This is a genomic window from Vibrio sp. 1978 (assembly GCF_033344345.1).
Window position 1 is genome coordinate 1 of the sequence record NZ_JAWPOP010000022.1, and the last position, 24,867, is coordinate 24,867.

The window sequence follows — 24,867 nt, forward strand, 5'->3', positions numbered from 1 at the left end:
GAATTGGTAGACGCACCAGATTTAGGTTCTGGCGCCGCAAGGTGTGAGAGTTCAAGTCTCTCCTTCCGCACCATTATCGGAAAACCCAGCATGACTTTGCTGGGTTTTTTCTTTTTTTGGTTCTGGACTCGGGAAATCATTAGATTTGCCGAATTAAAAAAGCGAGCTCATGGCTCGCTTTTTTTCTATCTGTGATTTGAGTAGCTTACTACATACCTAACGCGTATTTCAGTACTTGAGCCTTAATTGGCCCTGAGTTTTCAGCAAGCTTCAATGCAGCATTACGTACGAACTTCAATGGCCCTAGATCGTTGCTAAAACCTTTATAGAAAAAGTCCATGCCCGTCTGCATGAGTAAGTTGTCAGGTCGACGTGCGCGTTCGTATTTCGCGAGTAAGGTATCTTCCAGCTTTTCTTGTTGTTCTGTTACCGAAAGGAGAACGTCTACATCTTTGAAGCCTAAGTTTACCCCTTGCCCTGCAAGCGGGTTGATCGTATGGGCAGAGTCACCCACTAATACGCAATTTTTGCTTGAGTAGCTTTGCGCATGACGACGAGTGAGTGGGAATGAGCCAAACTGTAAAACTTCAATATCGCCTAATTCTGCAGGGAAATGACGTAAGATTTCTTCCCTTAGTTGAGGTTTACCCATCGCACACAGTTGTTTAATACGTTTAGGCGAGTCATACCAAACCAAAGAACCTTGGCCTACTATTTGACCATCGTCGTTACTCAAAGAGCACAGAGGTAAAAATGAACGTGGGCCTGAAGGTGTAAATTGTTGCCAAGTAATATCTTGCTGAGGCAATTCTGTTTTCACGTTAATCAACATGCAGTGTTGTCGGTAATCCCACGCAGTTACACCAATTCCAGCCAATTGACGAACTTTAGAGTTTGCACCATCAGCACCAATCACCCAGTTAGCTTCAAACTGCGCCCCACTTTCTAGTGTCACAAGATTTACATCTGCAAACTCAATGGCTTTTAATCGCTCAGGACACATCACGGTTAGATTTTCATACTTAGAGAAGACTTGCCAAAGACCTAATTGGATTAGGCGATTTTCAACGATGTAACCTAGCTGATCCAATGACAATTCATCAGAGTGAAAACGAGTACGGCACTCTGGGTGCTCCCAAGTTTCTAACCGCCGATAAGGACAAACTCGCATGCTCTTGATCTCTGACCATGCTCCGAGTGAATCAAGTAACTCCACCGACTGGTGCGAGATTGCAGATACACGAATATCCATCGCCTGAGCGGCATCAAAAACTTTAGGTTTTGTACCTTCGACCAAGACAACGCTTCTGCCCTGCTTGGCAAATCCAACAGCGACGGCTGCCCCGACCATACCGCCACCGATCACGGCGATGTCATACTTGTTCATTTTTCACTCTTCATCGTGCTGATTAATTGGCGTTTTTTATTGTACTTTCCATGGCTATTTTTACAAAATTGTTTAACAAAAAACCTTGTTCTGCATAGGGCGAAAAACTAGATTTCATCGGGCTTTGCAGAGAATTAGCTAGATCACTAGTCAGGTGCTTTTTAAAGCAGTACAATACGCCGCTTACCGCCGTGATGGCGGCTATAATTTGAGCAATAGCTCTCCGATTTAAGTACAACTGAACGAGCGAAAGTGAGATGAGTAAGAAACTGCTAATTAAAACCTGGGGCTGCCAGATGAACGAATACGATTCATCAAAAATGGCCGACCTGCTTAATGCTGCAAACGGCTACGAGCTGACGGAAGAGCCAGAGGAAGCAGACGTACTTCTACTTAACACCTGTTCGATCCGTGAAAAAGCGCAAGAGAAAGTTTTCCACCAGCTAGGCCGCTGGAAAACACTAAAAGATAAAAAACCTGGCGTAGTTATCGGTGTAGGTGGTTGTGTAGCAACGCAAGAAGGTGACCATATTCGTGAACGTGCACCATACGTTGACGTTATTTTTGGCCCACAAACTTTGCACCGCCTACCTGAGATGATCAAACAATCTCAGTCCGATGATGCACCAGTTATGGACATTTCGTTCCCAGAGATCGAAAAATTCGACCGCCTACCTGAACCTCGCGCTGAAGGTGCGACAGCATTCGTTTCTATTATGGAAGGCTGCTCTAAGTACTGTACTTACTGTGTCGTACCGTACACTCGTGGTGAAGAAGTAAGCCGTCCAATGGATGACGTACTGTTCGAAATCGCCCAACTTGCTGAACAAGGCGTACGTGAAGTAAACCTTCTGGGTCAAAACGTAAACGCGTACCGTGGTCCTATGCACGATGGTGAGATCTGTTCATTTGCAGAACTGCTTCGTTTGGTTGCGTCTATCGATGGTATCGACCGTATTCGTTTCACGACGAGCCACCCGTTAGAATTCACAGACGACATCATCGCAGTATACGAAGATACGCCAGAACTTGTGAGCTTCCTGCACTTACCTGTGCAAAGTGGTAGTGACCGTATCCTAACGATGATGAAACGCCCTCACACCGCTATCGAATACAAATCGATCATCCGTAAACTGCGTAAAGCTCGTCCTGATATTCAAATCAGTTCAGACTTTATTGTTGGTTTCCCTGGTGAGACAGACAAAGACTTCCAAGACACCATGAAGCTAATCAAAGATGTAGACTTTGACATGAGCTTCAGCTTTATTTTCTCTCCACGTCCAGGTACGCCAGCAGCGGATTACCCTTGCGATGTGTCAGAACAAGTGAAGAAAGAGCGCCTTTACGAACTACAGCAAACTATCAATGCTCAAGCGATGCGTTACTCTCGCTTAATGCTTGGCACAGAACAACGTGTTCTAGTTGAAGGTCCTTCGAAGAAAAACCTAATGGAACTACGCGCTCGTACAGAAAACAACCGTGTAGTAAACTTTGAAGGTAGTGCAGACCTAATTGGTCAGTTCGTTGATGTGAAGATCGTAGACGTATTTGCAAACTCACTGCGTGGTGAGCTAGTACGTACTGAAAAAGACATGGATCTTCGTAGTGTGATTTCCCCAACGCAGATGATGGCGAAAACACGTCGCGAAGATGAGCTGGGTGTAGCTACTTTTACGCCGTAAGCTCGTATAAATAGCCATAGAGAGCCTGGTCGTTATCAGGCTCTCACTAAGTGGCAAAAAATGAGAGGCAACATTGAGCAATAAAATCGTAACTCTAGAAATTAACCTAGAACCTTCAGACAACCGCCGACTAGCTAGCCTGTGCGGTCCATTCGATGACAACATCAAGCATTTAGAACGTCGTCTAGGCGTTGAAATTAACCACCGTAGTGACCACTTTACGATTGTCGGTAAACCTCATACCGCATCAGCTGCGCTGGATATCCTGAAAACTCTATATGTTGATACCGCACCTGTACGAGGTGAGATCCCAGATATTGAGCCTGAGCAAATCCATCTAGCGATCAAAGAGTCTGGTGTTCTTGAGCAGAATACTGAGTCTAATATCGAGCATGGTAAAGAAGTCTTCGTCAAAACCAAGAAAGGTGTGATCAAACCACGTACGCCAAACCAAGCGCAGTACTTGGTTAACATGGTCACGCATGATATTTCTTTTGGTATTGGCCCGGCAGGTACAGGTAAAACCTACCTTGCTGTAGCAGCAGCTGTTGACGCACTAGAGCGCCAAGAGATCCGCCGTATTCTACTTACTCGTCCAGCGGTTGAAGCTGGTGAGAAATTGGGCTTCCTACCTGGTGATTTAAGCCAGAAAGTCGACCCATACCTACGTCCGCTATACGACGCCCTATTTGAAATGCTGGGCTTTGAGCGCGTAGAGAAGCTGATTGAACGTAACGTGATTGAGGTTGCCCCTCTTGCTTACATGCGTGGTCGTACTCTAAACGACGCCTTCATCATTCTTGATGAGAGTCAGAACACCACTGTTGAGCAGATGAAGATGTTCCTAACGCGTATTGGTTTTAACTCTCGCGCGGTTATCACTGGTGATGTCACGCAGATTGACTTACCTCGTGGTGCGAAATCGGGTCTTCGTCATGCTATTGAAGTACTAAGCGAAGTTGACGACATCAGCTTTAACTTCTTCTTAGCCGACGACGTTGTACGTCACCCTGTGGTTGCTCGTATCGTTAACGCGTACGAGAAGTGGGAAGCACAAGACCAGAAAGAGCGTAAAGAGTTCGAGAAACGCCGTCGTGAAGAACGCGATGCGAAGTTACTAGAAGCAGCAAAAGCCGAACTGAATGCACAAGTTGCTTCAACTAAGGAATAATCATGGCGATTGAACTTGATCTGCAACTGGCAGTCGAAAATGAAGAAGGTCTGCCTTCGCAGCAAGATTTCCAATTGTGGCTAGATAAGACAATTCCTCTCTTCCAGCCACAAGCCGAAGTCACCATTCGTATTGTTGATGAACAAGAAAGTCATACGCTCAATCATGAGTATCGCGGCAAAGATAAACCAACTAATGTGTTGTCGTTTCCATTTGAAGCACCTCCTGGTATGGAAATAGATTTACTTGGTGATTTGATTATTTGCCGCCAAGTTGTTGAAAAAGAGGCGGTTGAACAGAGCAAGCCTCTGCTAGCACATTGGGCGCATATGGTTGTACATGGCAGCTTGCATCTGCTAGGTTATGATCATATAGAGGATGACGAAGCCGAAGAGATGGAGTCCCTCGAAACCGAAATCATGCAAGGTATGGGTTATGAAGATCCTTACATTGCTGAAAAAGAGTAGCTATTGGCCACTCGACAGGGAAAGGCGAACCACCTAAATGACTCTCGTGTTCGCCTCTCTATGTGTGCTATCACACTTCTGATAGCGTTACTTAATTGAGAAACAATGAACGAAGATAATTCTCCCTCTTCTAACGAAGATAAGAAAGAAAAGGCAGAAGGTCCGAGTAGAAAGTCCTTCTTTGAACGTCTAGGTCAACTGTTTCAGGGCGAACCAAAAGATCGCCAAGAGCTTGTGGATGTTATCCGCGACTCTGAAGTTAACGACCTGATTGACCATGACACTCGCGATATGCTCGAAGGTGTTATGGAAATCTCCGAAATGCGTGTGCGTGACATTATGATCCCGCGTTCGCAAATGGTTACAGTTGAGCGTACTCACGACCTTGATACCTTGGTTGCTTTGATTACCGATGCTCAACACTCTCGCTACCCTGTGATCAGCGAAGATAAAGACCATGTGGAAGGCATACTTCTAGCGAAGGACTTACTTAAATACTTAGGCTCAGGCAGTAATCCATTTGATATCGAAGAAGTCATTCGACCAGCGGTTGTGGTACCGGAAAGTAAACGCGTTGATCGACTGCTGAAAGAATTCCGTGAAGAACGTTATCATATGGCCATTGTTGTCGATGAATTCGGTGGTGTTTCTGGTCTTGTGACCATTGAAGATATCCTTGAGGAAATCGTCGGGGATATTGAAGATGAATTCGATGAAAGTGAAGAGACGGACATTCGTAAGCTGAGCAAGCATACGTTTGCTGTCAGAGCGCTGACAACCATCGAAGAGTTTAATGAGACATTCGGAACCAACTTCAGCGATGAGGAAGTTGATACCGTTGGTGGTATGGTCATGACTGCCTTTGGTCACTTACCTTCTCGTGGTGAACTGGTTGAAATTGAAGGCTACAACTTCAAAGTCACCGCTGCCGATAACCGTCGTGTCATTCAACTCCAAGTGACGATCCCAGACGAAGAAACCCTGGTTGAAGCCACTCAAGAGTAACGCGATACCCATTGGGAATCTCAGAAAATTACAATGATGAATGAACTCTTTCATCGCCTTAAGCGGCCCTTAGTGGCCGCTTTTGTTGGCGCCTCTACTACACTCGCTTTCGCTCCTTACCAGCTGTGGCCTATTGCCATTCTTAGCCCTGCAATTCTACTGATTCTTCTTGCTAACCAAACTCCGAAACGCGCACTATGGATTGGTTATGCTTGGGGGTTAGGTCAATTTGCAACTGGCGTTAGCTGGGTTTACGTCAGTATCTCCGGTTTTGGCGGTATGCCGCTCATTGCCAATTTATTTTTAATGGGCTTACTTGTTGCCTACTTGGCTGTTTATTCAGGCTTATTTGCTTGGCTCAACAACAAGCTGTTTCCTCAATTTACGCTCACAAAAGCACTTCTCGCGGCACCTGCTTTATGGCTGATCAGTGATTGGTTGCGTGGTTGGGTGATGACCGGCTTCCCTTGGTTATGGCTAGGCTATAGCCAGATAGATGCTCCACTCGCAAGCTTTGCACCAATTGGCGGCGTAGAACTGCTTACTCTATTTATCCTTATCAGCGCAGGGGCGTTAGCCTATGCATGGATTCATAAGCAGTGGCTGATGGTGATTATCCCTGCGGTACTACTCAGTACTGGCTTTGGGATTCGCAACTACGATTGGGTAACACCCCGACCAGAAGACACGACTAAGCTCGCACTAATTCAAGGTAACGTAGACCAAAACCTAAAGTGGCTACCAAGTCAACGCTGGCCAACCATCATGAAGTACGCTGACTTAACTCGTGAAAACTGGGATGCTGACATTATCGTTTGGCCAGAAGCAGCAATTCCCGCTTTTGAAATTGAAGTGCCTTCATTTTTGAGCAATATCGACAGCGCTGCAAAAATGAATAACAGCGCAATCATCACCGGTGTCGTCAACCAAGCTGAAGATCGACAGTTCTACAACAGTATTCTGTCCCTCGGCATCACACCATACGGTGACTACAGCTTCGATTTAAGCGAACGTTACCATAAGCATCACCTACTACCGTTTGGTGAGTTTGTACCATTTGAAGATATTTTGCGCCCATTAGCGCCATTCTTTAACCTACCGATGTCATCGTTTAGCCGTGGGGCTTTTGTGCAGCCAAACATCGTTGCGAATGGCATGCACATGGCACCAGCGCTTTGCTATGAGATCATCTTTAATGAGCAAGTGCGTCAAAATGTGACTGACGAAACAGACTTCATTCTAACGCTTTCAAACGATGCATGGTTTGGTCACTCTATCGGCCCTCTTCAGCATATGGAGATCGCCCGTATGCGTGCCTTAGAGTTAGGTAAACCGCTCATCCGCTCGACTAACAACGGATTAACAGCGGTAACCGATCACAAAGGTAAAATCGTTGAGCAAGTACCGCAGTTTGAAACTGCAGTACTGCGCGCAGAGCTCACCCCAACCGATGGGAAAACGCCATATCGAATCGTTGGTACTTGGCCATTGTATATTTGGGTAGGGTTAAGTTTAGCTCTGGCTTTCGGTTTAAGAAGAAAACAGAGCTGATAACAGCTTGAAAGTAGAAAAGACAAAAAAGAGGCGACTAAGCCTCTTTTTTATTCATAGCATTATACTGTCGTTACGCGCCATTTATGGCTTTAATGACTGACGAGTAAAGCCTTTGTGACCACATTTAATACACGGAATGATTACAGTTGGATGGTTATACGTTGTCTTGTGACCACACTCATCACAGACTAAAGTGCCTAAGCCTATCACCTCTCCTGCTTCATATAGCCCTTGATGCTCTAAGTCATCGAACAACTCAACCCACTCAACTTTAGTTCGGTCAGTAATCTCTAACAGCCCTTGCCATATCGAGTCCGCAATCGTTAAGTAAAACGGGCCGCTTTTGCTATCCTCGTAACTCTCTGAAAACTCTTTTAAGTCTGCTTTAAGGTACGCTTTGATTAAAGCCAATTCATCTTTGGTCAAGTCATTAGCAGCATCCACCACTTTGCCCGACGTCTCAATCGCTTTGTTAACTTCTTCCGGACTGTGCTTCAAGGTTTCAATCACATCCTCGAGCATTTCCTCATAACCTGTTTTACGTTTAGGCATAACTGACCTCCATCTTTCTCCTACCTGCGTCACTTAAGGGCGCATGGGTACAGATTGGCTATTGTTGTGATCCCTAGCTTTAGGTATTCTATGACGATCTATTTAAGTCTGTTCTAACCGAACTCACAAATTCCAAGATAACGGATACCATCGATGCAAGAACAATACAACCCACAAGATATTGAACAAAAAGTTCAAAAGCACTGGGATGACAACAAAACCTTTGTTGTAAGTGAAGACCCAAATAAAGAAAAATTCTACTGTCTGTCCATGTTCCCATACCCAAGTGGTCGACTGCACATGGGTCACGTGCGCAACTACACTATCGGTGATGTAGTATCTCGTTTCCAACGCCTACAAGGCAAAAACGTGATGCAACCAATCGGTTGGGACGCATTCGGTCTACCTGCAGAAAACGCAGCAGTAAAAAACAAAACTGCGCCAGCACCTTGGACTTACGAAAACATCGAATACATGAAGAACCAACTTAAGCTTCTAGGCTTTGGTTACGATTGGAACCGTGAATTCGCAACATGTACACCGGAGTACTACCGCTGGGAACAAGAGTTCTTCACTAAACTTTACGAGAAAGGTTTAGTTTACAAAAAGACTTCTTCTGTTAACTGGTGTCCTAACGACCAAACTGTTCTTGCAAACGAGCAGGTTGAAGACGGTTGTTGCTGGCGTTGTGATACGCCTGTAGAGCAAAAAGAAATCCCTCAATGGTTCATCAAAATCACTGAGTACGCTCAAGAGCTACTAGACGACTTAGACAAGCTTGAAGGTTGGCCTGAAATGGTAAAAACCATGCAGCGCAACTGGATTGGTCGTTCTGAAGGTGTTGAACTGAAGTTTGAAGTTAAGGGTCAACAAGACCTAGAAGTTTACACAACACGTCCAGATACGCTAATGGGTGTGACTTACGTGGGTATCGCAGCCGGCCACCCTCTTGCAGCTCTTGCAGCAGAGAACAATCCAGAGCTTGCAGCGTTTATCGACGAATGTAAGAACAACAAGGTTGCAGAAGCTGAGCTAGCGACAATGGAGAAGAAAGGTATGGCAACTGGCCTTACTGCTATTCATCCATTGAACGGCCGCGAAGTACCAGTATACGTAGCAAACTTCGTACTGATGGACTACGGTACAGGCGCGGTAATGGCTGTACCTGCACACGACCAACGTGACTACGAGTTCGCAACGAAGTACGGTCTAGACATCGTGCCAGTTATCAAGCCTGCTGATGGCAGCGAGCTAGACATCTCTGAAGCGGCATATACAGAGAAAGGTGTACTGTTCGATTCAGGTGAATTCGATGGCCTAGAATTCCAAGCGGCGTTCGATGCAATTGCAGCGAAGCTAGAAGCAGAGGGCAAAGGCACTAAGACTGTAAACTTCCGTCTACGCGACTGGGGTGTATCTCGTCAACGTTACTGGGGCGCACCAATCCCAATGGTAACGACTGAAGACGGTGAAGTTCACCCAGTACCTGCTGACCAACTACCAGTGATTCTTCCAGAAGACGTGGTAATGGACGGCGTAACGAGCCCAATCAAAGCAGACAAAGAGTGGGCGAAGACAACCTTTAACGGCGAACCTGCTCTACGTGAGACAGATACGTTCGATACGTTCATGGAATCTTCTTGGTACTACGCGCGTTACTGTTCACCACAAGCGGACGACATCCTAGACCCAGAAAAAGCAAACTACTGGCTACCAGTAGATCAGTACATCGGTGGTATCGAGCACGCTTGTATGCACCTACTGTACTCACGCTTCTTCCACAAACTACTGCGCGATGCGGGTTACGTAACGTCTGACGAACCGTTCAAGCAACTACTGTGTCAAGGCATGGTACTGGCTGATGCGTTCTACTTCGAGAACGAGAAAGGCGGCAAAGAGTGGGTAGCTCCAACAGACGTAGCCGTTGAACGTGATGGTAAAGGCCGCATTACTTCTGCTAAAGACACTGAAGGTCGTGATGTAACGCACTCAGGCATGATCAAGATGTCTAAGTCTAAGAACAACGGTATCGACCCTCAAGAAATGGTAGACAAGTACGGCGCTGACACAGTACGTCTATTCATGATGTTCGCGTCTCCAGCGGACATGACACTTGAATGGCAAGAGTCTGGCGTAGAAGGTGCGAACCGCTTCCTAAAACGTGTTTGGAAACTAGTGAAAGAGCACACAGCGAAAGGCGCAGCAGAAGCAGTAGATACCTCAGCGCTTTCTGGTGATCAAAAAGCACTTCGCCGCGACGTTCACAAGACTATCGCGAAAGTGACGGACGATATCGCTCGTCGTCAAACATTCAACACCGCGATCGCAGCGATCATGGAGCTGATGAACAAACTAGCGAAAGCGCCTCAAGAATCTGCGCAAGATCGTGCAATCCTTGACGAAGCACTGAAAGCTATTGTTGTCATGCTTTACCCTATCACTCCGCATATCTCATACGAGCTATGGGCAGCACTAGGTGAAACAGACATTGATAACGCGGCATGGCCGACGTTTGACGAAAAAGCGCTAGTTGAAGACGAAAAAACTATCGTTGTTCAAGTTAACGGTAAGCTACGTGCGAAGCTAACAGTCCCAGCTGATATCTCTAAAGACGATATCGAACAGCTTGGTCTAAACGACGAAAACGTGGTTAAGTTCACTGATGGCCTGACTATTCGTAAAGTTATTTACGTTCCAGGTAAACTGCTGAACATCGTTGCAAACTAATCGCAGCTGTCAATTTGTCTCTGTTTAGCGAACTTATTTGTTAACCAAGAGTCATTAAACAGGGTAGTTTTCTACCCTGTTTATTTACCTCAAACCATTCACATGAGTGGTTTAAGGTAAATAACCCCTTCAATTTAGGATGAATACAATCAATGCGCTTTTTCTCTTTGATTAAACTACCAGTGGTATTGGTATTAGCGGGGCTTCTTTCTGCCTGTGGTTTTCACCTTCGCGGCGAGTATTCCGTACCGGAAGAGCTGCACACTATGTCTTTCTCCAGCTACGATGAATACAGTGAATTAACTCGCTATGTACGCTCTCAACTCGAACTGAACAAAGTTGAACTTGTTCAACCATCATCGACGGTACCCAACCTTCATTTGACGGAAGCGACAATCGATGAGCGTACACTATCGCTTTATCAAAATAGCCGTGCAGCAGAAAAAGAGCTGACATACGTAGTAAAATACCGTGTGACAATTCCTGGCTATGGTTCTAAAAACTTTACGACAACAGTAAACCGCAACTACCTAGACAACCCGTTGACCGCACTTGCAAAATCTGTTGAGCGTGACGTAATTGAAGACGAGATGCGCTTGCAAGCTGCAAAACAGATGATGCGCCAGTTGGGCCGTATTCGTGCCGAATATGAAGCAGGACAAATCTCTGAGCCAGCGAACAAAAACTCTTAGTCACTATGCGAATTTATGCCGATAAGCTAACGGATCATTTAACTAAACAAGTTAAACAGGTTTACTTAATCTTTGGTAATGAGCCGTTACTGATTCAAGAAAGCCGCCAAGCCATCCAAAAGGCAGCGTTTCAGCAAGGTTTTGAGGAAAAACACCGTTTTGCGGTGGATGCTAGCATCGACTGGAACCAAGTTTACGACTGTTTCCAAGCGATGAGCCTGTTTTCAAACCGTCAATTGATTGAGCTTGAAATTCCTGAAAGTGGCGTGACAACCGCCGTCAGCAAAGAGCTGCAAACACTGTGTGATATGCTTCATGATGACATCATGCTCGTCATCGTTGGTAGCAAACTGACCAAAGCCCAAGAAAATGCGAAATGGTTCAAAGCATTAAGCTCAAAAGGCGATTGGGTAAGCTGCTTGTCGCCAGACCTTCAACGCCTACCTATGTTCATTCAGACACGTTGCCGCACGTTAGGACTAAAACCCGATCAGCAATCACTGCAAATGTTGGCTCAATGGCATGAAGGTAACCTATTTGCATTGACACAAAGCTTAGAGAAATTGGCCCTACTCTACCCGGATGGTGAGCTGACCATCATACGTTTAGAGGAAGCCCTAAGTCGCCATAACCACTTCACTACCTTTAACTGGATCGACGCCTTACTGGCAGGTAAAGCAAACCGTGCACAACGTATTCTTCGCCAACTTGAGGCGGAAGGGGTTGAGACCGTGATCTTGATTCGAAGTGTACAAAAAGAGTTGAGCCAACTTTTAAATATGCATCAAGACTTAAGTCAAATGGGAATGAACCAGGTATTTGAGAAATATCGAGTTTGGCAAAACAAGCGTCCACTCTATAACGCAGCACTGACCCGCTTATCAGCGAGTCGTATTTGTGCATTGCTCTCCTTGTTGGCTCAAGCCGAGATAAAAGCCAAAACTCAGTATGACGAGTCTGTATGGCCAACTATTCATCAGTTGAGCTTAGAAACCTGCTCTCCTGATATTAAGCTGGCAATTTAAAAATCAAAGCGTGATATAGTGCGCGACCTGTTTTGCAAGCAAGAATGTAAAACACTGTAGAGATAAGAGACAAACCGAGGAAAACCGAGTGCTTCGCGAAGAACTGAAAGACTTTTTAGCTGATAAAGCCGACGACATGAAAGCGGAAGACATTATCGTCCTAAATGTGGAAGATAAATCAAGCGTGACAGATTACATGATCATCTGTACTGGTACATCCAAACGCCACGTTTCATCCATCGCTGACCATGTTGCAACAGAGGTGAAAAAAGCCGGTCTTGAGCCACTAGGAATGGAAGGTGAAAACGAAGGTGAATGGGTAGTTCTAGATATGGGCGACGCCATGCTTCACGTGATGCAAGAAGAGCACCGCGAACTCTACCAGCTAGAAAAACTCTGGGGTTAATCTTTTGAAAATTCAACTAATTGCTGTTGGCACAAAAATGCCAAAATGGGTTGAGGAAGGCTTTCAAGAATATCGTCGCCGTTTCCCGCATGATATGCCGTTGGAGTTGATTGAAATCTCTGCTGGCAAGCGTGGTAAGAATGCCGATATCGCTCGCATCCTGCAAAAAGAAGGAGAAGCGATGCTCGCGGCGGTACCAAAAGGCAACCGTATCGTCACGTTAGATATCCCAGGTAAAAAATGGGACACTCCTCAACTCGCTGAGCAGTTAGAAGCTTGGAAATTAGATGGCCGTGATGTATCAATATTAATCGGCGGTCCCGAAGGACTCGCTCCTGCATGCAAAGCTGCAGCAGACCAAAGCTGGTCATTGTCTGCCTTAACGCTACCCCACCCTCTAGTGCGTATCGTAATGGCAGAAAGCTTATACCGAGCGTGGAGCATCACCGCTAACCACCCTTATCATCGCGAATAATCGTTGTTTAACTTTAGAGCCAAGCGTTAATGATTCGTAAACGCCGCAGTCAAATCCGAGATTATCAAGCCGAAGCGCGTCTGTTTGCCAGCCGCGCTATTGTTGCTTTTATCGGCATTGTTGTCTTGATGGGAGCTCTGGTTGCCAACATGTACAACATTCAGGTGAACCAGTTTCAAGACTATCAAACCCGCTCGAACGATAACCGCATCAAAGTAGTGCCTATCGCGCCTAACCGAGGTCTAATTTATGACCGAAATGGCGTTTTACTGGCAGAGAATCGTCCCGTCTTTAACTTAGAACTGACCCCAGAAAAAATTAAAGACATTGATGCAACCATCCAAGAATTACAAACTATTCTGGAAATTACACCAGACCAGATTGAACGTTTCCACCACGAGCGTAAACGGACTCGTCGATTTAAATCGGTCCCACTGCTGACCCAACTGAACGAAAAACAAGTAGCGGTATTCTCCGTCAATCAGTACCGCTTTCCGGGTGTTGAAATAAGTGCGACCTTAAAGCGCTACTACCCTTTCAGCGAAGTCTTAACCCACGTGATTGGGTATGTTTCTCGAATCAATGATCGCGACATGCAGCGCCTGATCCGAGAAGAAAAAGACGCAAACTATCAAGCCACTCGCGACATTGGTAAGCTGGGTATTGAAAAATACTACGAAGACCTCTTACACGGTACGGCCGGATATCAAGAAGTCGAGGTAAACAGCCGCGGCCGAGTAATTCGTACGTTAAAGTACGTTCCACCTGTACCCGGAAAAGACATCGTTTTAAACCTTGATATCAACTTGCAGTTGTACGTACACCAATTGTTGGACGGCCGCCGAGGCAGTGCTGTAGTAATCGATCCTAGAGACAACGGCGTACTGGCTATGGTTTCGAGCCCTAGCTACGATCCTAACTCGTTCGTGCACGGAATCTCAGGTAAAGACTATCGCGCCCTTTTGAACGATAAAAACCGTCCTTTGGTCAACCGCACTACACTTGGCATTTACCCTCCTGCCTCTACCATCAAACCATTTATGGCGGTAGCCGCGTTGCAAGAAGGTGTCGTCACACCTAACACTACACGAAATGATCCTGGTTATTGGCGCATACCAAACTCTAACACACGTCCGTTCCGGGACTGGTTGCGTTGGGGACACGGGCGCGTCGATATCATTAAGTCGATCGAAGAGTCTGTTGATACCTTCTACTATCAAATCGCTTATGACATGGGTATTGACCGTATTTCGAATTGGATGATGATGTTCGGTTTTGGTGATTACACTGGCATTGATATCTACGAAGAAAGTAAGGCGAATATGCCGACTCGTGACTGGAAAATGTCTCGCCATAAAACCCCATGGTATAAAGGTGATACGATCCCTGTGGGTATCGGCCAAGGATATTGGACAGCAACACCAATGCAAATCGCCAAAGCAACCTCCGTATTAGTAAACGAGGGAGAAGTGATCGCACCTCACTTGCTCAAAGCGACGATAGAAAATGGTAACGACTTCGAAGAGCAGCAAACAACAGAATACGTGACTTACCCACCAATCAAGAATGTGCCTAAAAAGTACTGGGATATGGCGAAAGAAGGCATGCGTCGGGTAAACCATGGCACGCGCGGAACAGCTCGACGCTCATTCTACAAAATGAATTATGAAACAGCGGGTAAATCAGGTACTGCACAGGTCTTCGGTCTGGGTGAAAACGAAGAGTACAACGCCGATGAGATCGCCGAGCACTTACGTGACCATGCGTTATTTACTGGCTTTGCACCATTTGATGATCCTAAAGTGGTCGTCACTGTAGTACTAGAAAATGCCGGTGGTGGTTCTAGTAACGGTGCCCCAGTAGTAAGGAAAATTTTTGACCGAGTCGTTCTTGGTCCAGAAGAAATTGAGCCTGAAAACAATGCGAAGAAAGAGGTAAAACAGTAATGAAGATGGATCCCTCTACAGGTAAAAATCGCGCCCTGTTTGAACGCTTCCATATCGACTTACCACTCCTACTTGGCATACTGGCCCTGATGGGGTTTGGCCTGGTGATCATGTACAGCGCCAGTGGCCAAAGTTTACTGATGATGGATCGCCAAGCCATGCGAATGGTGCTTTCACTCGTTGTGATGCTCGTCCTTGCGCAGCTTTCTCCACGAACTTACGAAAGCTTGGCACCTTTGATGTTCGTTGGTGGCGTTATACTGCTTTTCGGCGTGCTGTTTTTCGGTGAAGCATCGAAAGGCGCGCAGCGTTGGCTTAACCTCGGTTTTGTGCGCTTTCAACCGTCAGAGCTATTGAAGCTCGCGGTGCCATTAATGGTGGCTCGCTATGTTGGTAGACAGCCCCTCCCACCAACGCTAAGAACACTCATTGTTGCACTGATTATGGTCTGCTTACCAACCATTCTCATTGCAAAACAGCCTGACTTAGGTACCTCGATCCTGATCGCGGCTTCCGGTATTTTTGTTATCTTCCTCGCCGGCATTAGCTGGAAAATAATTGCTGGTGCTGCGATTGCATTAGGTGGTTTCATTCCAATTCTGTGGTTTTTCTTGATGCGAGAGTATCAAAAAGTGCGAGTTCGTACTCTATTTAACCCGGAATCTGATCCGCTAGGAGCGGGCTACCACATTATTCAGAGTAAAATTGCGATTGGCTCCGGCGGTATTTCCGGCAAAGGTTGGTTGCAAGGTACGCAGTCACAACTAGAATTTCTTCCTGAACGACACACTGACTTTATCTTTGCAGTAATTGCTGAAGAATGGGGTATGATTGGCTTCCTTTGCCTTTTAGCCATCTATCTATTTATTATTGGACGAGGTTTATATCTCGCCAGCCAAGCGCAAACCGCATTTGGACGAATGATGGCAGGCAGTATTGTACTCAGCTTCTTCGTGTATATTTTTGTAAATATTGGCATGGTAAGTGGCATCCTACCTGTAGTAGGTGTACCGTTGCCACTCATCAGTTATGGCGGCACATCAATGGTAACCTTGATGGCTGGTTTTGGTATTCTGATGTCGATTCATACGCACCGAAAAGCATTCTCTAAGGCGACCTAGACATGCAAAAACGCGCTTTATATTCCTTGGTTTTCTCTGCTCTTATTTTGGCAGGCTGTTCATCAACTAGCCAAAAAGAACAAGAAGGCCGTTACGAACTCGAATCCGATGTTGCACCGGATACACCGCTTTCAGTCGAACACATCGAGGATGCGCATCCTAAATATGAACCGTACAGCCTAGGTGGGAACAAAGATTACCACTTGCGTGGCAAAGACTACAAAATAGTTCGCAATGCGAAAGGCTTTAAAGAAAAAGGCCGCGCATCTTGGTATGGGAAAAAATTCCAAGGTCATTTGACTTCTAATGGCGAAATCTATGACATGTATTCAATGACGGCAGCGCATAAAACGCTACCGTTACCAAGTTACGTAAAAGTTACCAATACTGACAACGGAAAAACCACCATAGTACGAGTTAATGACCGAGGTCCTTTTCACGATGGCCGTATCATTGATTTAAGCTATGCCGCCGCGCACAAGTTAGATGTCATAAAAACAGGCACCGCGAACGTGGAAATTGAAGTGATCAGTATCAATCAGCCCACGGACAAAAAGTCATTAGAAGCGCACCCTAGGTACGTTATTCAAGTGGCATCATCAAAAAATGAAGAACGCGCGCGAACTTTAGGTACCGAGCTTGGTCAAAAATTGGATACAGAAACTTTCCTAGAGAGTGCGAAAGAGTCTTATCGCTTGTTGTTAGGGCCATTTACTGACTATTCCCGGACGCAAGCCACATTAGATAAAGTAAAGTTGCTCGGCTATTCGTCTGCATTTATTAAAAAACACAACACTGCCAAATGACCTCGTGTCATGAATTTCTCTTTGATCCCCCTCTTACATAACTAGGGATTCTGATAAGATGTCTGCAGTTAACCCAAAAATTTGAATTACCATGAATAAAAATAAGTTTGTGAAATCTATTCTCGTTTCTTCGGTTGCCCTTTCTGCAACTTTCGCTCAATCTGCTCTTGCATCACCTATCGTTGTTCCAGATGCCCCTCAAATCGCGGCGAAGGGCTACGTGCTGATGGATTACCATTCAGGTAAAGTACTGGCAGAGAAAGAGATGAACACAAAATTGTCTCCAGCTAGTCTGACTAAGATGATGACCAGCTATGTAATCGGCCAAGAGCTAGCCCGTGGTAATATCTCAGAAGATGATGATGTCACCATCAGTAAAAATGCGTGGGCGAAAAACTTCCCTGATTCATCAAAGATGTTCATTGAAGTAGGCACAACAGTTAAAGTACGTGACCTGAACCGAGGTATCATCGTCCAGTCAGGTAACGATGCCTGTGTTGCGATGGCAGAACATATTGCAGGTTCAGAAGATGCGTTTGTTGACCTAATGAACGCTTGGGCCAACACATTGGGTATGACTAACTCGCACTTTGCCAACGTTCATGGCTTAGATAACGCAGAATTGTACTCAACACCATACGACATGGCACTGCTAGGTAAAGCACTTATCCGTGACGTACCAAATGAGTACCGAGTGTACTCAGAGAAGAAATTTACTTACAACGGCATCACCCAATACAACCGTAACGGTCTACTTTGGGATAAGAGCATGAACGTTGACGGTATCAAAACGGGTCACACAAGTAATGCGGGTTACAGCCTAGTAAGTTCAGCAACTGAAGGTCAAATGCGCTTGGTTGCGGTCGTTATGGGTACTAAAGATGCCAATGCTCGTAAGTCAGAAAGCAAAAAGCTACTAAGCTACGGCTTCCGTTTCTTCGAAACAGTAGCACCGCACAAAGCAGGTGAAACGTTCGTTGAAGAAAAAGTGTGGATGGGTAACAAAGACACTGTAGCGTTAGGCCTTGACCAAGATACTTACGTAACACTACCACGTGGTGAAGCGAAAAACCTAAAAGCCAGCTTCGTCCTTGAAAAAGAGCTAGAAGCCCCAATTAATAAAGGTGATGTAGTTGGTAAGCTATACTATCAGATCGATGGTGAAGATATTGCCGAATACCCACTAATGGCACTAGAAACCGTAGAGCAAGGTAGTCTATTTAGCCGCATGTGGGATTACATCGTATTGTTATTCAAGAGCTTCTTCTAAGAAGGACGTTAGAGTAGCAAACTTATTCGCAAAGCCGCCTGAAAGGGCGGCTTTTTAAGTTTGAGATCCTCGTCTTGAGTTCCCCCTAATTTGACTGTACTATTTCGCACCGCAACGAATATCTACTGGAGTTATCGATATGCTAACCATCAACTCTGATGCAAAATTAAAAGACCTGCTTGAGTTCCCTTGTTCATTTACTTACAAGGTAATGGGTCATGCAAAGCCTGAACTTCCAGAGCTTGTTCTTGAAGTTATTCAGCGCCATGCTCCAGGTGACTACAGCCCGACCGTTAAACCAAGTGCTAAGGGCAACTACCACTCGGTATCAATCAACATCACTGCAACGTCTATCGAGCAAGTTGAGACGCTATACAAAGAGTTAGGTGAAATTGACATCGTGCGCATGGTTCTATAATTTTTTGATAGATTAAATTTTTTTTGAAAGCAGCTTCGGCTGCTTTCTTTTTATTTATCAACCAGATAACAAAACTTTACATCGCTTTCAGTTAAAAATCTGTTACTCAGCGGTAGAGCATCAAGGTTATCCGGTTTATAATCCAAAAACTTTATATATTAGCAACAGGAATTCCCATGCAACACCAACTTGTTGTAAAACGACTTGGCCGCCAAGACTATGAGCCTGTATGGAAGGCGATGCATGAGTTCACCGACCAACGCACAGAAGAAACCCGTGATGAAGTCTGGTTGGTAGAACATAACCCAGTATTTACGCAAGGACAGGCAGGTAAAGCTGAGCACTTGATTAACACTGGCGATATTCCTGTTGTACAAAGTGATCGCGGAGGCCAGGTTACGTATCATGGCCCTGGTCAGTTGGTCGCCTACTTCTTGATCAACCTACGCCGCAAAAAATTAGGTGTACGAGATCTCGTTACCACAATCGAGAACCTCGTGATCAACACGCTAAAAGCATACAATATTGACTCAGCCGCGCGACCTGACGCACCAGGTGTCTACGTTGCCGGTAAGAAAATATGCTCTCTCGGTTTACGCATTCGTAAAGGATGCTCGTTTCATGGTTTAGCCTTGAACGTAAATATGGATTTAACACCGTTTCTGCGTATTAACCCTTGTGGTTATGAAGGTATGGAAATGGTTCAGGTCAGCCAATTTGGCGGCCCAGACAATGTAGAAGCCGTAGAAAAACAATTAATAGAAGAACTCGTTACTTTGCTCGATTATGAGCAAGTAGAATTCAGCACAGAAGCACCTTCTCAAGGTAATAAAGCATGAGCAAACCAATCCAGATGGAAAAAGGCGTTAAATATCGTGACGCCGATAAAATGGCATTGATTCCCGTAAAGAACATGCCTACAGAGCAGAAAGAAGTGCTACGTAAGCCTGATTGGATGAAGATCAAGCTACCAGCCGACAGCCAACGAATTCAAGACATCAAAGCGGCGATGCGTAAGAATAAACTTCACTCCGTATGTGAAGAAGCATCTTGCCCGAACCTAGCGGAATGTTTTAACCACGGTACAGCTACCTTCATGATCTTAGGTGCTATTTGTACTCGTCGTTGTCCTTTCTGTGACGTTGCTCATGGCCGCCCATTACCACCGGAAGCAGAAGAGCCTCAAAAACTGGCGAAAACCATTGCCGATATGAAGCTGAAATACGTAGTAATCACTTCTGTTGACCGTGACGATCTGCGTGACGGCGGTGCACAACACTTTGCCGATTGTAACCGCGAGATCCGTGCGTTAAACCCGCATATTAAGATTGAAACACTGGTTCCTGACTTCCGTGGTCGCATGGATGTAGCGCTTGATCTAATGAAAGACAATCCGCCAGATGTCTTCAACCACAACTTAGAAACAGCGCCACGTCTTTACCGTAAAGCTCGCCCAGGTGCGAACTATAAATGGTCACTTGAGCTTCTTAAGAAGTTCAAAGAGCAGCATCCCGATGTACCGACCAAGTCTGGTTTGATGATGGGTCTTGGTGAAACCAAAGAAGAAATCATCGAAGTACTGAAAGATCTACGCGCACACGGCGTAACGATGCTGACTCTAGGCCAGTACCTAGCGCCAAGCCGTCACCACTTGCCAGTAGAACGTTACGTTCCACCATCAGAGTTTGACGAGCTAAAAGAAGTTGCACTAGAACTTGGCTTCACGCATGCAGCGTGTGGTCCATTTGTTCGCTCTTCTTACCATGCCGATATGCAAGCTCAAGGTATCGAGATTAAATAAGCTCTCGCTTGTTTTGAAAAGAAAGGTTGGCTCAGTGCCAACCTTTTTTGTATCTGGCAAATGATGATAAAAAGCCATTCTACCACCGTCATTCTGAACAGCGAGGAACGAGCGTGATTCAGAATCTGTTTTCAGAATACTGATGATTTTTAGGGAAACTCTGAGTAAAAGAGTGTGCCTCAACAAGATTCCTGATCTCGTCTCGGCTCGTCGGAATGACGTGGTTTGGATATATTGAAAAGGGACAGTGTTGGTAGCCATCCCCTTATCACACCCTCTCGCTATATCTCATTCCAAACGCCAGACAAACAAAAAGGCCCTCAAATGAGGGCCTTTAGTATATCAATGTTCAAAATAGATGAGTCGAGTTCTAGGAGAACACACGGAGTTTACGCGAGCAAATGAGTATGTTCGACACCGAAATCGACTCATTCTATGAAGAACAGTTAGGCGTAAACCGGTAGACGCTTACAAATTTCTAGCACTTTCTGTTTAGTCGCTTCGATAACTTCTTCGTTGCCGATGTTATCTAGAACGTCACACATCCAGTTTGCTAGCTCTTTTGCATCTTCTTCAGTGAAGCCACGGCGAGTGATCGCTGGCGTACCTACACGGATACCAGACGTTACGAATGGGCTGCGTGGGTCATTTGGTACTGAGTTCTTGTTTACAGTGATGTTTGCAGCACCTAGTGCCGCGTCTGCGTCTTTACCAGTGATATCTTTGTCGATTAGGTCAACAAGGAACAAGTGGTTTTCTGTACCGTTAGATACGATTTTGTAGCCACGCTCTTGGAACTGACCAACCATTGCTTTTGCGTTTTTCACTACGCGAGCTTGATAAGCTTTGAACTCTGGCTCCATCGCTTCTTTGAACGCTACTGCTTTACCAGCGATAACGTGCATTAGAGGGCCACCTTGACCACCAGGGAACACTGCTGAGTTCAATTTCTTGTACATATCTTCGCCAGCATTTGACAAGATAAGACCACCGCGAGGACCTGCTAGTGTTTTGTGCGTCGTTGTTGTTACCACGTGAGCATGCGGTACTGGTGTTGGGTATTCACCGGCAGCGATAAGACCAGCTACGTGCGCCATATCAACAAATAAGTAAGCACCTGCTTTGTCAGCAATTTCACGCATGCGTTTCCAATCAACGATTTGCGAGTAAGCAGAGAAACCACCGATGATCATCTTAGGTTTGTGTTCAAGTGCTAGCTGTTCCATCTCGTCGTAGTTGATTTGACCAGCTTCATCGATACCGTAAGGGATAACGTTGTAGTGCTTACCCGAGAAGTTTACTGGTGAACCGTGAGTTAGGTGACCACCGTGCGCTAGGCTCATGCCTAAAACTGTATCGCCAGGGTTAAGAAGCGCCATGTAAACTGCGCTGTTTGCTTGAGAACCTGAGTGAGGCTGTACGTTAGCGTACTCACAACCAAATAGTTGGCATGCACGCTCAATTGCTAGTGCTTCAGCTTTATCTACGTACTCACAACCGCCGTAGTAACGCTTACCTGGGTAGCCTTCAGCGTATTTGTTCGTTAGCTGAGAACCTTGCGCTTCCATTACACGTGGGCTTGTGTAGTTTTCAGAAGCGATAAGTTCAATGTGTTCTTCCTGGCGAAGAGTTTCTTCCTGGATAGCTGCGAACAGTTCCGCATCGTAATCTGCGATGTTCATATCACGCTTAAGCATCTGTATCTCCTGACTCAGATTAGTACTGAAAGTTGCAAAAAAACTGTTGAATGACCCGACGCAAACGTTTTCGTCACCCTAATGGCGCGCATTCTACATAATTTGATTTAGGTCATAAAGAGAAATTTACAATTTTTCTCATGCAGTTTTTTCATGATGACAAGCAATGTTTACCATGCCAGCATTGCAATCGCATAACGACAATCTATTGCCTGTCAAATTTGTGCTTTACACCCTGTAAAACAGCAATTACATAGGTTTACCGTAAATTTTACCCTCTAGCTACCGAAAAGATCATCTTTTTACTACTATGCACGCCTTATTTATCACTAATGACTGCAATATTGATGGAAAAACACTCATTAAAAGAAGACTGGATAGCGATTCTCACGGGTACCTTTTTAGTAGCTCAAGGCGTTTTCTTTCTCCAATCCGCGAACCTTCTAACGGGAGGCACGACTGGATTGGCTCTGCTTATTAGCCAATTTACACCTTTTACCTTTGGTGTGCTGTACTTTTTAGCAAACAGTCCTTTTTACTTACTAGCATGGAAACGCTTCGGCCGTCATTTCGCCATTAATAGTGCCATTTCTGGCGCGTTGGTTTCTATCTTTGCCGATCATCTTTATTTGCTAATCTCGCTCGAATCGGTAAATGAAGTTTATTGCGCCGTCGCAGGCGGGCTTTTAATGGGGCTCGGTATGCTGATCCTATTCCGACATCGCTCCAGCTTGGGTGGCTTTAACGTGCTGTGTTTGTTTATCCAAGACAAATTTGGCATTTCAGTTGGCAAAAGCCAAATGGCAATCGATGCATGTATCCTGTTTGCTTCATTCTTCTTTGTCACACCAGAAGTGATTGGCCTTTCAATTTTGGGGGCGTTTGCACTCAATCTCGTGTTAGCGATGAACCACAAACCGCACCGCTATTCCGTGACCTACGGTTCATAAATTTTTGATAATGATTGAAGCGCGATTTATAAGATTTCGCGCTCCAATCGCTATATAATACTTCGCGATTTCCAAATAGATCGGTACGGTATGCGCGACTTTCTGCAACAAGCTAAACAGACTCACAGTTGTATTGCGATTGGAGAGCTGATCTATAACCCGAAGACACAGACCCTTCATCAAGATGTTATCGCGATTGATCTTGAACCTCGCACCATTGAATTATTAGAACTGCTGTTAACAAGCGTTGGCCACCCACTCTCTGCTGACACCATTATTGAAACCATTTGGCAGAGCAAGTTCATCTCTAAGAATGTGCTCACGAACCGCATTAGCACCTTACGTGCCCTGCTACAGCAGTACTTACCCGAATACGATGCCGCTAAGCTTTTAGTCACTTACCCCCGCAAAGGCTACTTTCTTAACCCTGCCAATATTCGTTTGGTGCCACCAGCGAAAAGCCATCGACGCGTTATCCCAACTCAGGTTGCGAGGAATAAGAACTTCAAGCTGATTTTTGCTTATAGCTTGTGTGCCATACTTGCAGTTTGTAGCGTGACGCTCGCAAGCTTGTTATGGCAACGCCAAGAAATCTCAACACAACAAACACGTCATCAACTACTGATTCCCAAAGTCGAGCTACTACTCAACCGTGTCGATTCAATCGGCTCTCAGGCGCGAAAATACCGCATACTGGTCAAAGCCATCTTGCTGCAACAACAGGTCGAATATCCATACACCGACATCGCCAACCAAGATGCTCCCAGTTACTTTCTTGATCCTATCGGTCATGCGCCATATTTCCCTGGCGCACGAAACATGCAGACCAGCGACTACGAGCTCAATATCGAGTTAAAAGACGGCACAAAACAGGGCATCTTGAAAGCGCAGATGAACCTTATTTATCCTGCGACGGGCAAGCTAGCGTTTCGCAATGAGTACACACTGCGTTTATCTGACTTACAATCGGATATTTTCCAAATGCACTCGGATGTCGCGCAATACTTCAATCTGCCTGCACCTTCGGCAAGTACGTGGCAGCTTTCGGATATTCACAAAAAAATGTTATTCGAGAATGCCTTTTCTAGCCAACCTCTCCGACAATCTGATGAGTTTGCGGCTATAACAACGGCAAGACATCTCGCCTTATACGAGCACGAACATCAAAAGCTGGAAGCGTATTTAACTCAAGTACAATCGTCGTTTGATGTTTTGCCAGATGAGCTGAGCCTCTGGTTAGGTCTATTGCATTTCAAATTAGGTAACTTAGACAGGGCAAAAGCTCTGTTAACGACACCAGATGGCGACTCACGCATCCAAAACGCACTGATTTATACCTTTGTGTCTCACATTGCTTACAAGCAGAACAAACTTGAACAGTTCCGTCTCAACTACATGGAATCACTGGTGGCGCTGCTGCGCGTTTTACCTTCCGAAACCTTGTTTGAGCGTCTTTCTCAATCTGAATCCAAAGAGACTTGCCTCCAACCGTGGAAAACGTTGCATGTTAGTGTGACCGATCAAGAAATCATAAGCCGATGGAAAGCGCTCATTAACGAGTATTGCACTAATGTAGCCAACGAAATAAACCCAAATAAAACAAAGACCTAAATATAAAATTAAGCTTTCATTAACCCCTGTTATCTTTTGTTTTTTGCCCTTTTTCTCTCGCTGAACTTAGCATGCTCGCATTCAAGCAACGGCCCAACATGAAG

The 24,867-nt window shown here is 45.4% G+C and carries 23 protein-coding genes; 20 read left to right on the forward strand and 3 right to left on the reverse strand.

Annotated elements, in window-relative coordinates; all coding sequences use genetic code 11:
• Positions 1–195 (forward strand): hypothetical protein (locus tag R8N49_RS18535; RefSeq protein WP_206949545.1); only part of this gene is annotated, 195 nt, incomplete at its 5' end.
• Positions 196–208: 13 nt separating this feature from the next.
• Here the strand turns inward: R8N49_RS18535 and R8N49_RS18540 are convergent.
• Positions 209–1,387: a 2-octaprenyl-3-methyl-6-methoxy-1,4-benzoquinol hydroxylase gene (locus R8N49_RS18540; protein WP_064369039.1), complete on the reverse strand. Its 1,179-nt coding sequence runs from the start codon at positions 1,385–1,387 to the stop codon at positions 209–211.
• Positions 1,388–1,644: 257 nt separating this feature from the next.
• Here R8N49_RS18540 and miaB point away from each other — a divergent pair, with 257 nt between their 5' ends.
• From miaB to lnt, 5 genes are all read left to right on the forward strand, one after another.
• Positions 1,645–3,069: a tRNA (N6-isopentenyl adenosine(37)-C2)-methylthiotransferase MiaB gene (gene miaB, locus R8N49_RS18545; RefSeq protein ID WP_005373038.1), complete on the forward strand. Its 1,425-nt coding sequence runs from the start codon at positions 1,645–1,647 to the stop codon at positions 3,067–3,069.
• 73 nt (positions 3,070–3,142) lie between these two features.
• Entirely contained in the window at positions 3,143–4,240 is a 1,098-nt protein-coding gene (locus R8N49_RS18550; RefSeq protein ID WP_005373033.1) for a PhoH family protein, read from the forward strand.
• Between the two features lie 2 nt (positions 4,241–4,242).
• Positions 4,243–4,707, forward strand: a complete 465-nt coding sequence (ybeY, locus tag R8N49_RS18555) for an rRNA maturation RNase YbeY (protein ID WP_005373030.1) — start codon at positions 4,243–4,245, stop codon at positions 4,705–4,707.
• A 105-nt stretch (positions 4,708–4,812) separates the two neighbouring features.
• Positions 4,813–5,712 (forward strand): CNNM family magnesium/cobalt transport protein CorC, encoded by a 900-nt coding sequence (gene corC, locus R8N49_RS18560; protein WP_005384118.1) that lies wholly within the window; start codon positions 4,813–4,815, stop codon positions 5,710–5,712.
• 33 nt (positions 5,713–5,745) lie between these two features.
• Positions 5,746–7,263, forward strand: coding sequence for an apolipoprotein N-acyltransferase (gene lnt / locus R8N49_RS18565; protein WP_005384119.1), 1,518 nt, complete (start codon positions 5,746–5,748; stop codon positions 7,261–7,263).
• 84 nt (positions 7,264–7,347) lie between these two features.
• On the opposite strand, the gene R8N49_RS18570 is transcribed toward lnt, so the two are convergent.
• Entirely contained in the window at positions 7,348–7,818 is a 471-nt protein-coding gene (locus R8N49_RS18570; RefSeq protein ID WP_005373024.1) for a zinc ribbon-containing protein, read from the reverse strand.
• Positions 7,819–7,971: 153 nt separating this feature from the next.
• Here R8N49_RS18570 and leuS point away from each other — a divergent pair, with 153 nt between their 5' ends.
• The 12 genes from leuS (at position 7,972) to lipA (ending at position 20,505) form a co-directional block, all read left to right on the forward strand.
• Positions 7,972–10,545, forward strand: a complete 2,574-nt coding sequence (gene leuS / locus R8N49_RS18575; protein WP_005384121.1) for a leucine--tRNA ligase — start codon at positions 7,972–7,974, stop codon at positions 10,543–10,545.
• Between the two features lie 152 nt (positions 10,546–10,697).
• Positions 10,698–11,237: an LPS assembly lipoprotein LptE gene (gene lptE / locus R8N49_RS18580; protein WP_005384122.1), complete on the forward strand. Its 540-nt coding sequence runs from the start codon at positions 10,698–10,700 to the stop codon at positions 11,235–11,237.
• A 5-nt stretch (positions 11,238–11,242) separates the two neighbouring features.
• Entirely contained in the window at positions 11,243–12,262 is a 1,020-nt protein-coding gene (gene holA / locus R8N49_RS18585; protein ID WP_033905862.1) for a DNA polymerase III subunit delta, read from the forward strand.
• A gap of 88 nt (positions 12,263–12,350) precedes the next feature.
• Complete coding sequence (gene rsfS / locus R8N49_RS18590) at positions 12,351–12,668, forward strand: ribosome silencing factor (RefSeq protein ID WP_005373015.1); 318 nt, start codon at positions 12,351–12,353, stop codon at positions 12,666–12,668.
• A gap of 4 nt (positions 12,669–12,672) precedes the next feature.
• Positions 12,673–13,143, forward strand: a complete 471-nt coding sequence (gene rlmH / locus R8N49_RS18595) for a 23S rRNA (pseudouridine(1915)-N(3))-methyltransferase RlmH (protein WP_017821762.1) — start codon at positions 12,673–12,675, stop codon at positions 13,141–13,143.
• A 29-nt stretch (positions 13,144–13,172) separates the two neighbouring features.
• Positions 13,173–15,089 (forward strand): penicillin-binding protein 2, encoded by a 1,917-nt coding sequence (gene mrdA / locus R8N49_RS18600; RefSeq protein WP_005384126.1) that lies wholly within the window; start codon positions 13,173–13,175, stop codon positions 15,087–15,089.
• Positions 15,089–16,210, forward strand: coding sequence for a rod shape-determining protein RodA (gene rodA, locus R8N49_RS18605; RefSeq protein ID WP_005384128.1), 1,122 nt, complete (start codon positions 15,089–15,091; stop codon positions 16,208–16,210). Before mrdA ends, rodA begins: the two co-directional genes overlap by 1 nt.
• Positions 16,211–16,212: 2 nt before the next feature.
• Entirely contained in the window at positions 16,213–17,016 is an 804-nt protein-coding gene (locus R8N49_RS18610) for a septal ring lytic transglycosylase RlpA family protein (protein ID WP_258489920.1), read from the forward strand.
• A 91-nt stretch (positions 17,017–17,107) separates the two neighbouring features.
• A complete protein-coding gene (locus R8N49_RS18615) occupies positions 17,108–18,286 on the forward strand; it encodes a serine hydrolase (protein ID WP_005384132.1) in 1,179 nt (392 codons plus the stop codon).
• 139 nt (positions 18,287–18,425) lie between these two features.
• Positions 18,426–18,704 (forward strand): DUF493 family protein YbeD, encoded by a 279-nt coding sequence (gene ybeD, locus R8N49_RS18620; protein ID WP_005384135.1) that lies wholly within the window; start codon positions 18,426–18,428, stop codon positions 18,702–18,704.
• A 176-nt stretch (positions 18,705–18,880) separates the two neighbouring features.
• Positions 18,881–19,543, forward strand: a complete 663-nt coding sequence (lipB, locus tag R8N49_RS18625) for a lipoyl(octanoyl) transferase LipB (protein WP_005384137.1) — start codon at positions 18,881–18,883, stop codon at positions 19,541–19,543.
• A complete protein-coding gene (gene lipA, locus R8N49_RS18630; RefSeq protein ID WP_005391329.1) occupies positions 19,540–20,505 on the forward strand; it encodes a lipoyl synthase in 966 nt (321 codons plus the stop codon). Before lipB ends, lipA begins: the two co-directional genes overlap by 4 nt.
• Positions 20,506–20,951: 446 nt before the next feature.
• Here lipA and glyA read toward each other — a convergent pair whose 3' ends face one another.
• Positions 20,952–22,202, reverse strand: coding sequence for a serine hydroxymethyltransferase (glyA, locus tag R8N49_RS18635; protein WP_005381985.1), 1,251 nt, complete (start codon positions 22,200–22,202; stop codon positions 20,952–20,954).
• Positions 22,203–22,549: 347 nt separating this feature from the next.
• Here glyA and R8N49_RS18640 point away from each other — a divergent pair, with 347 nt between their 5' ends.
• The gene (locus R8N49_RS18640; RefSeq protein ID WP_017635671.1) at positions 22,550–23,152 is read left to right on the forward strand and encodes a YitT family protein; all 603 of its coding nucleotides are present in this window, start codon (positions 22,550–22,552) and stop codon (positions 23,150–23,152) included.
• A 90-nt stretch (positions 23,153–23,242) separates the two neighbouring features.
• On the forward strand, positions 23,243–24,763 hold the full coding sequence (locus R8N49_RS18645; RefSeq protein WP_054700862.1) for a winged helix-turn-helix domain-containing protein: 1,521 nt from the start codon (positions 23,243–23,245) through the stop codon (positions 24,761–24,763).
• Positions 24,764–24,867 lie beyond the last annotated feature (104 nt).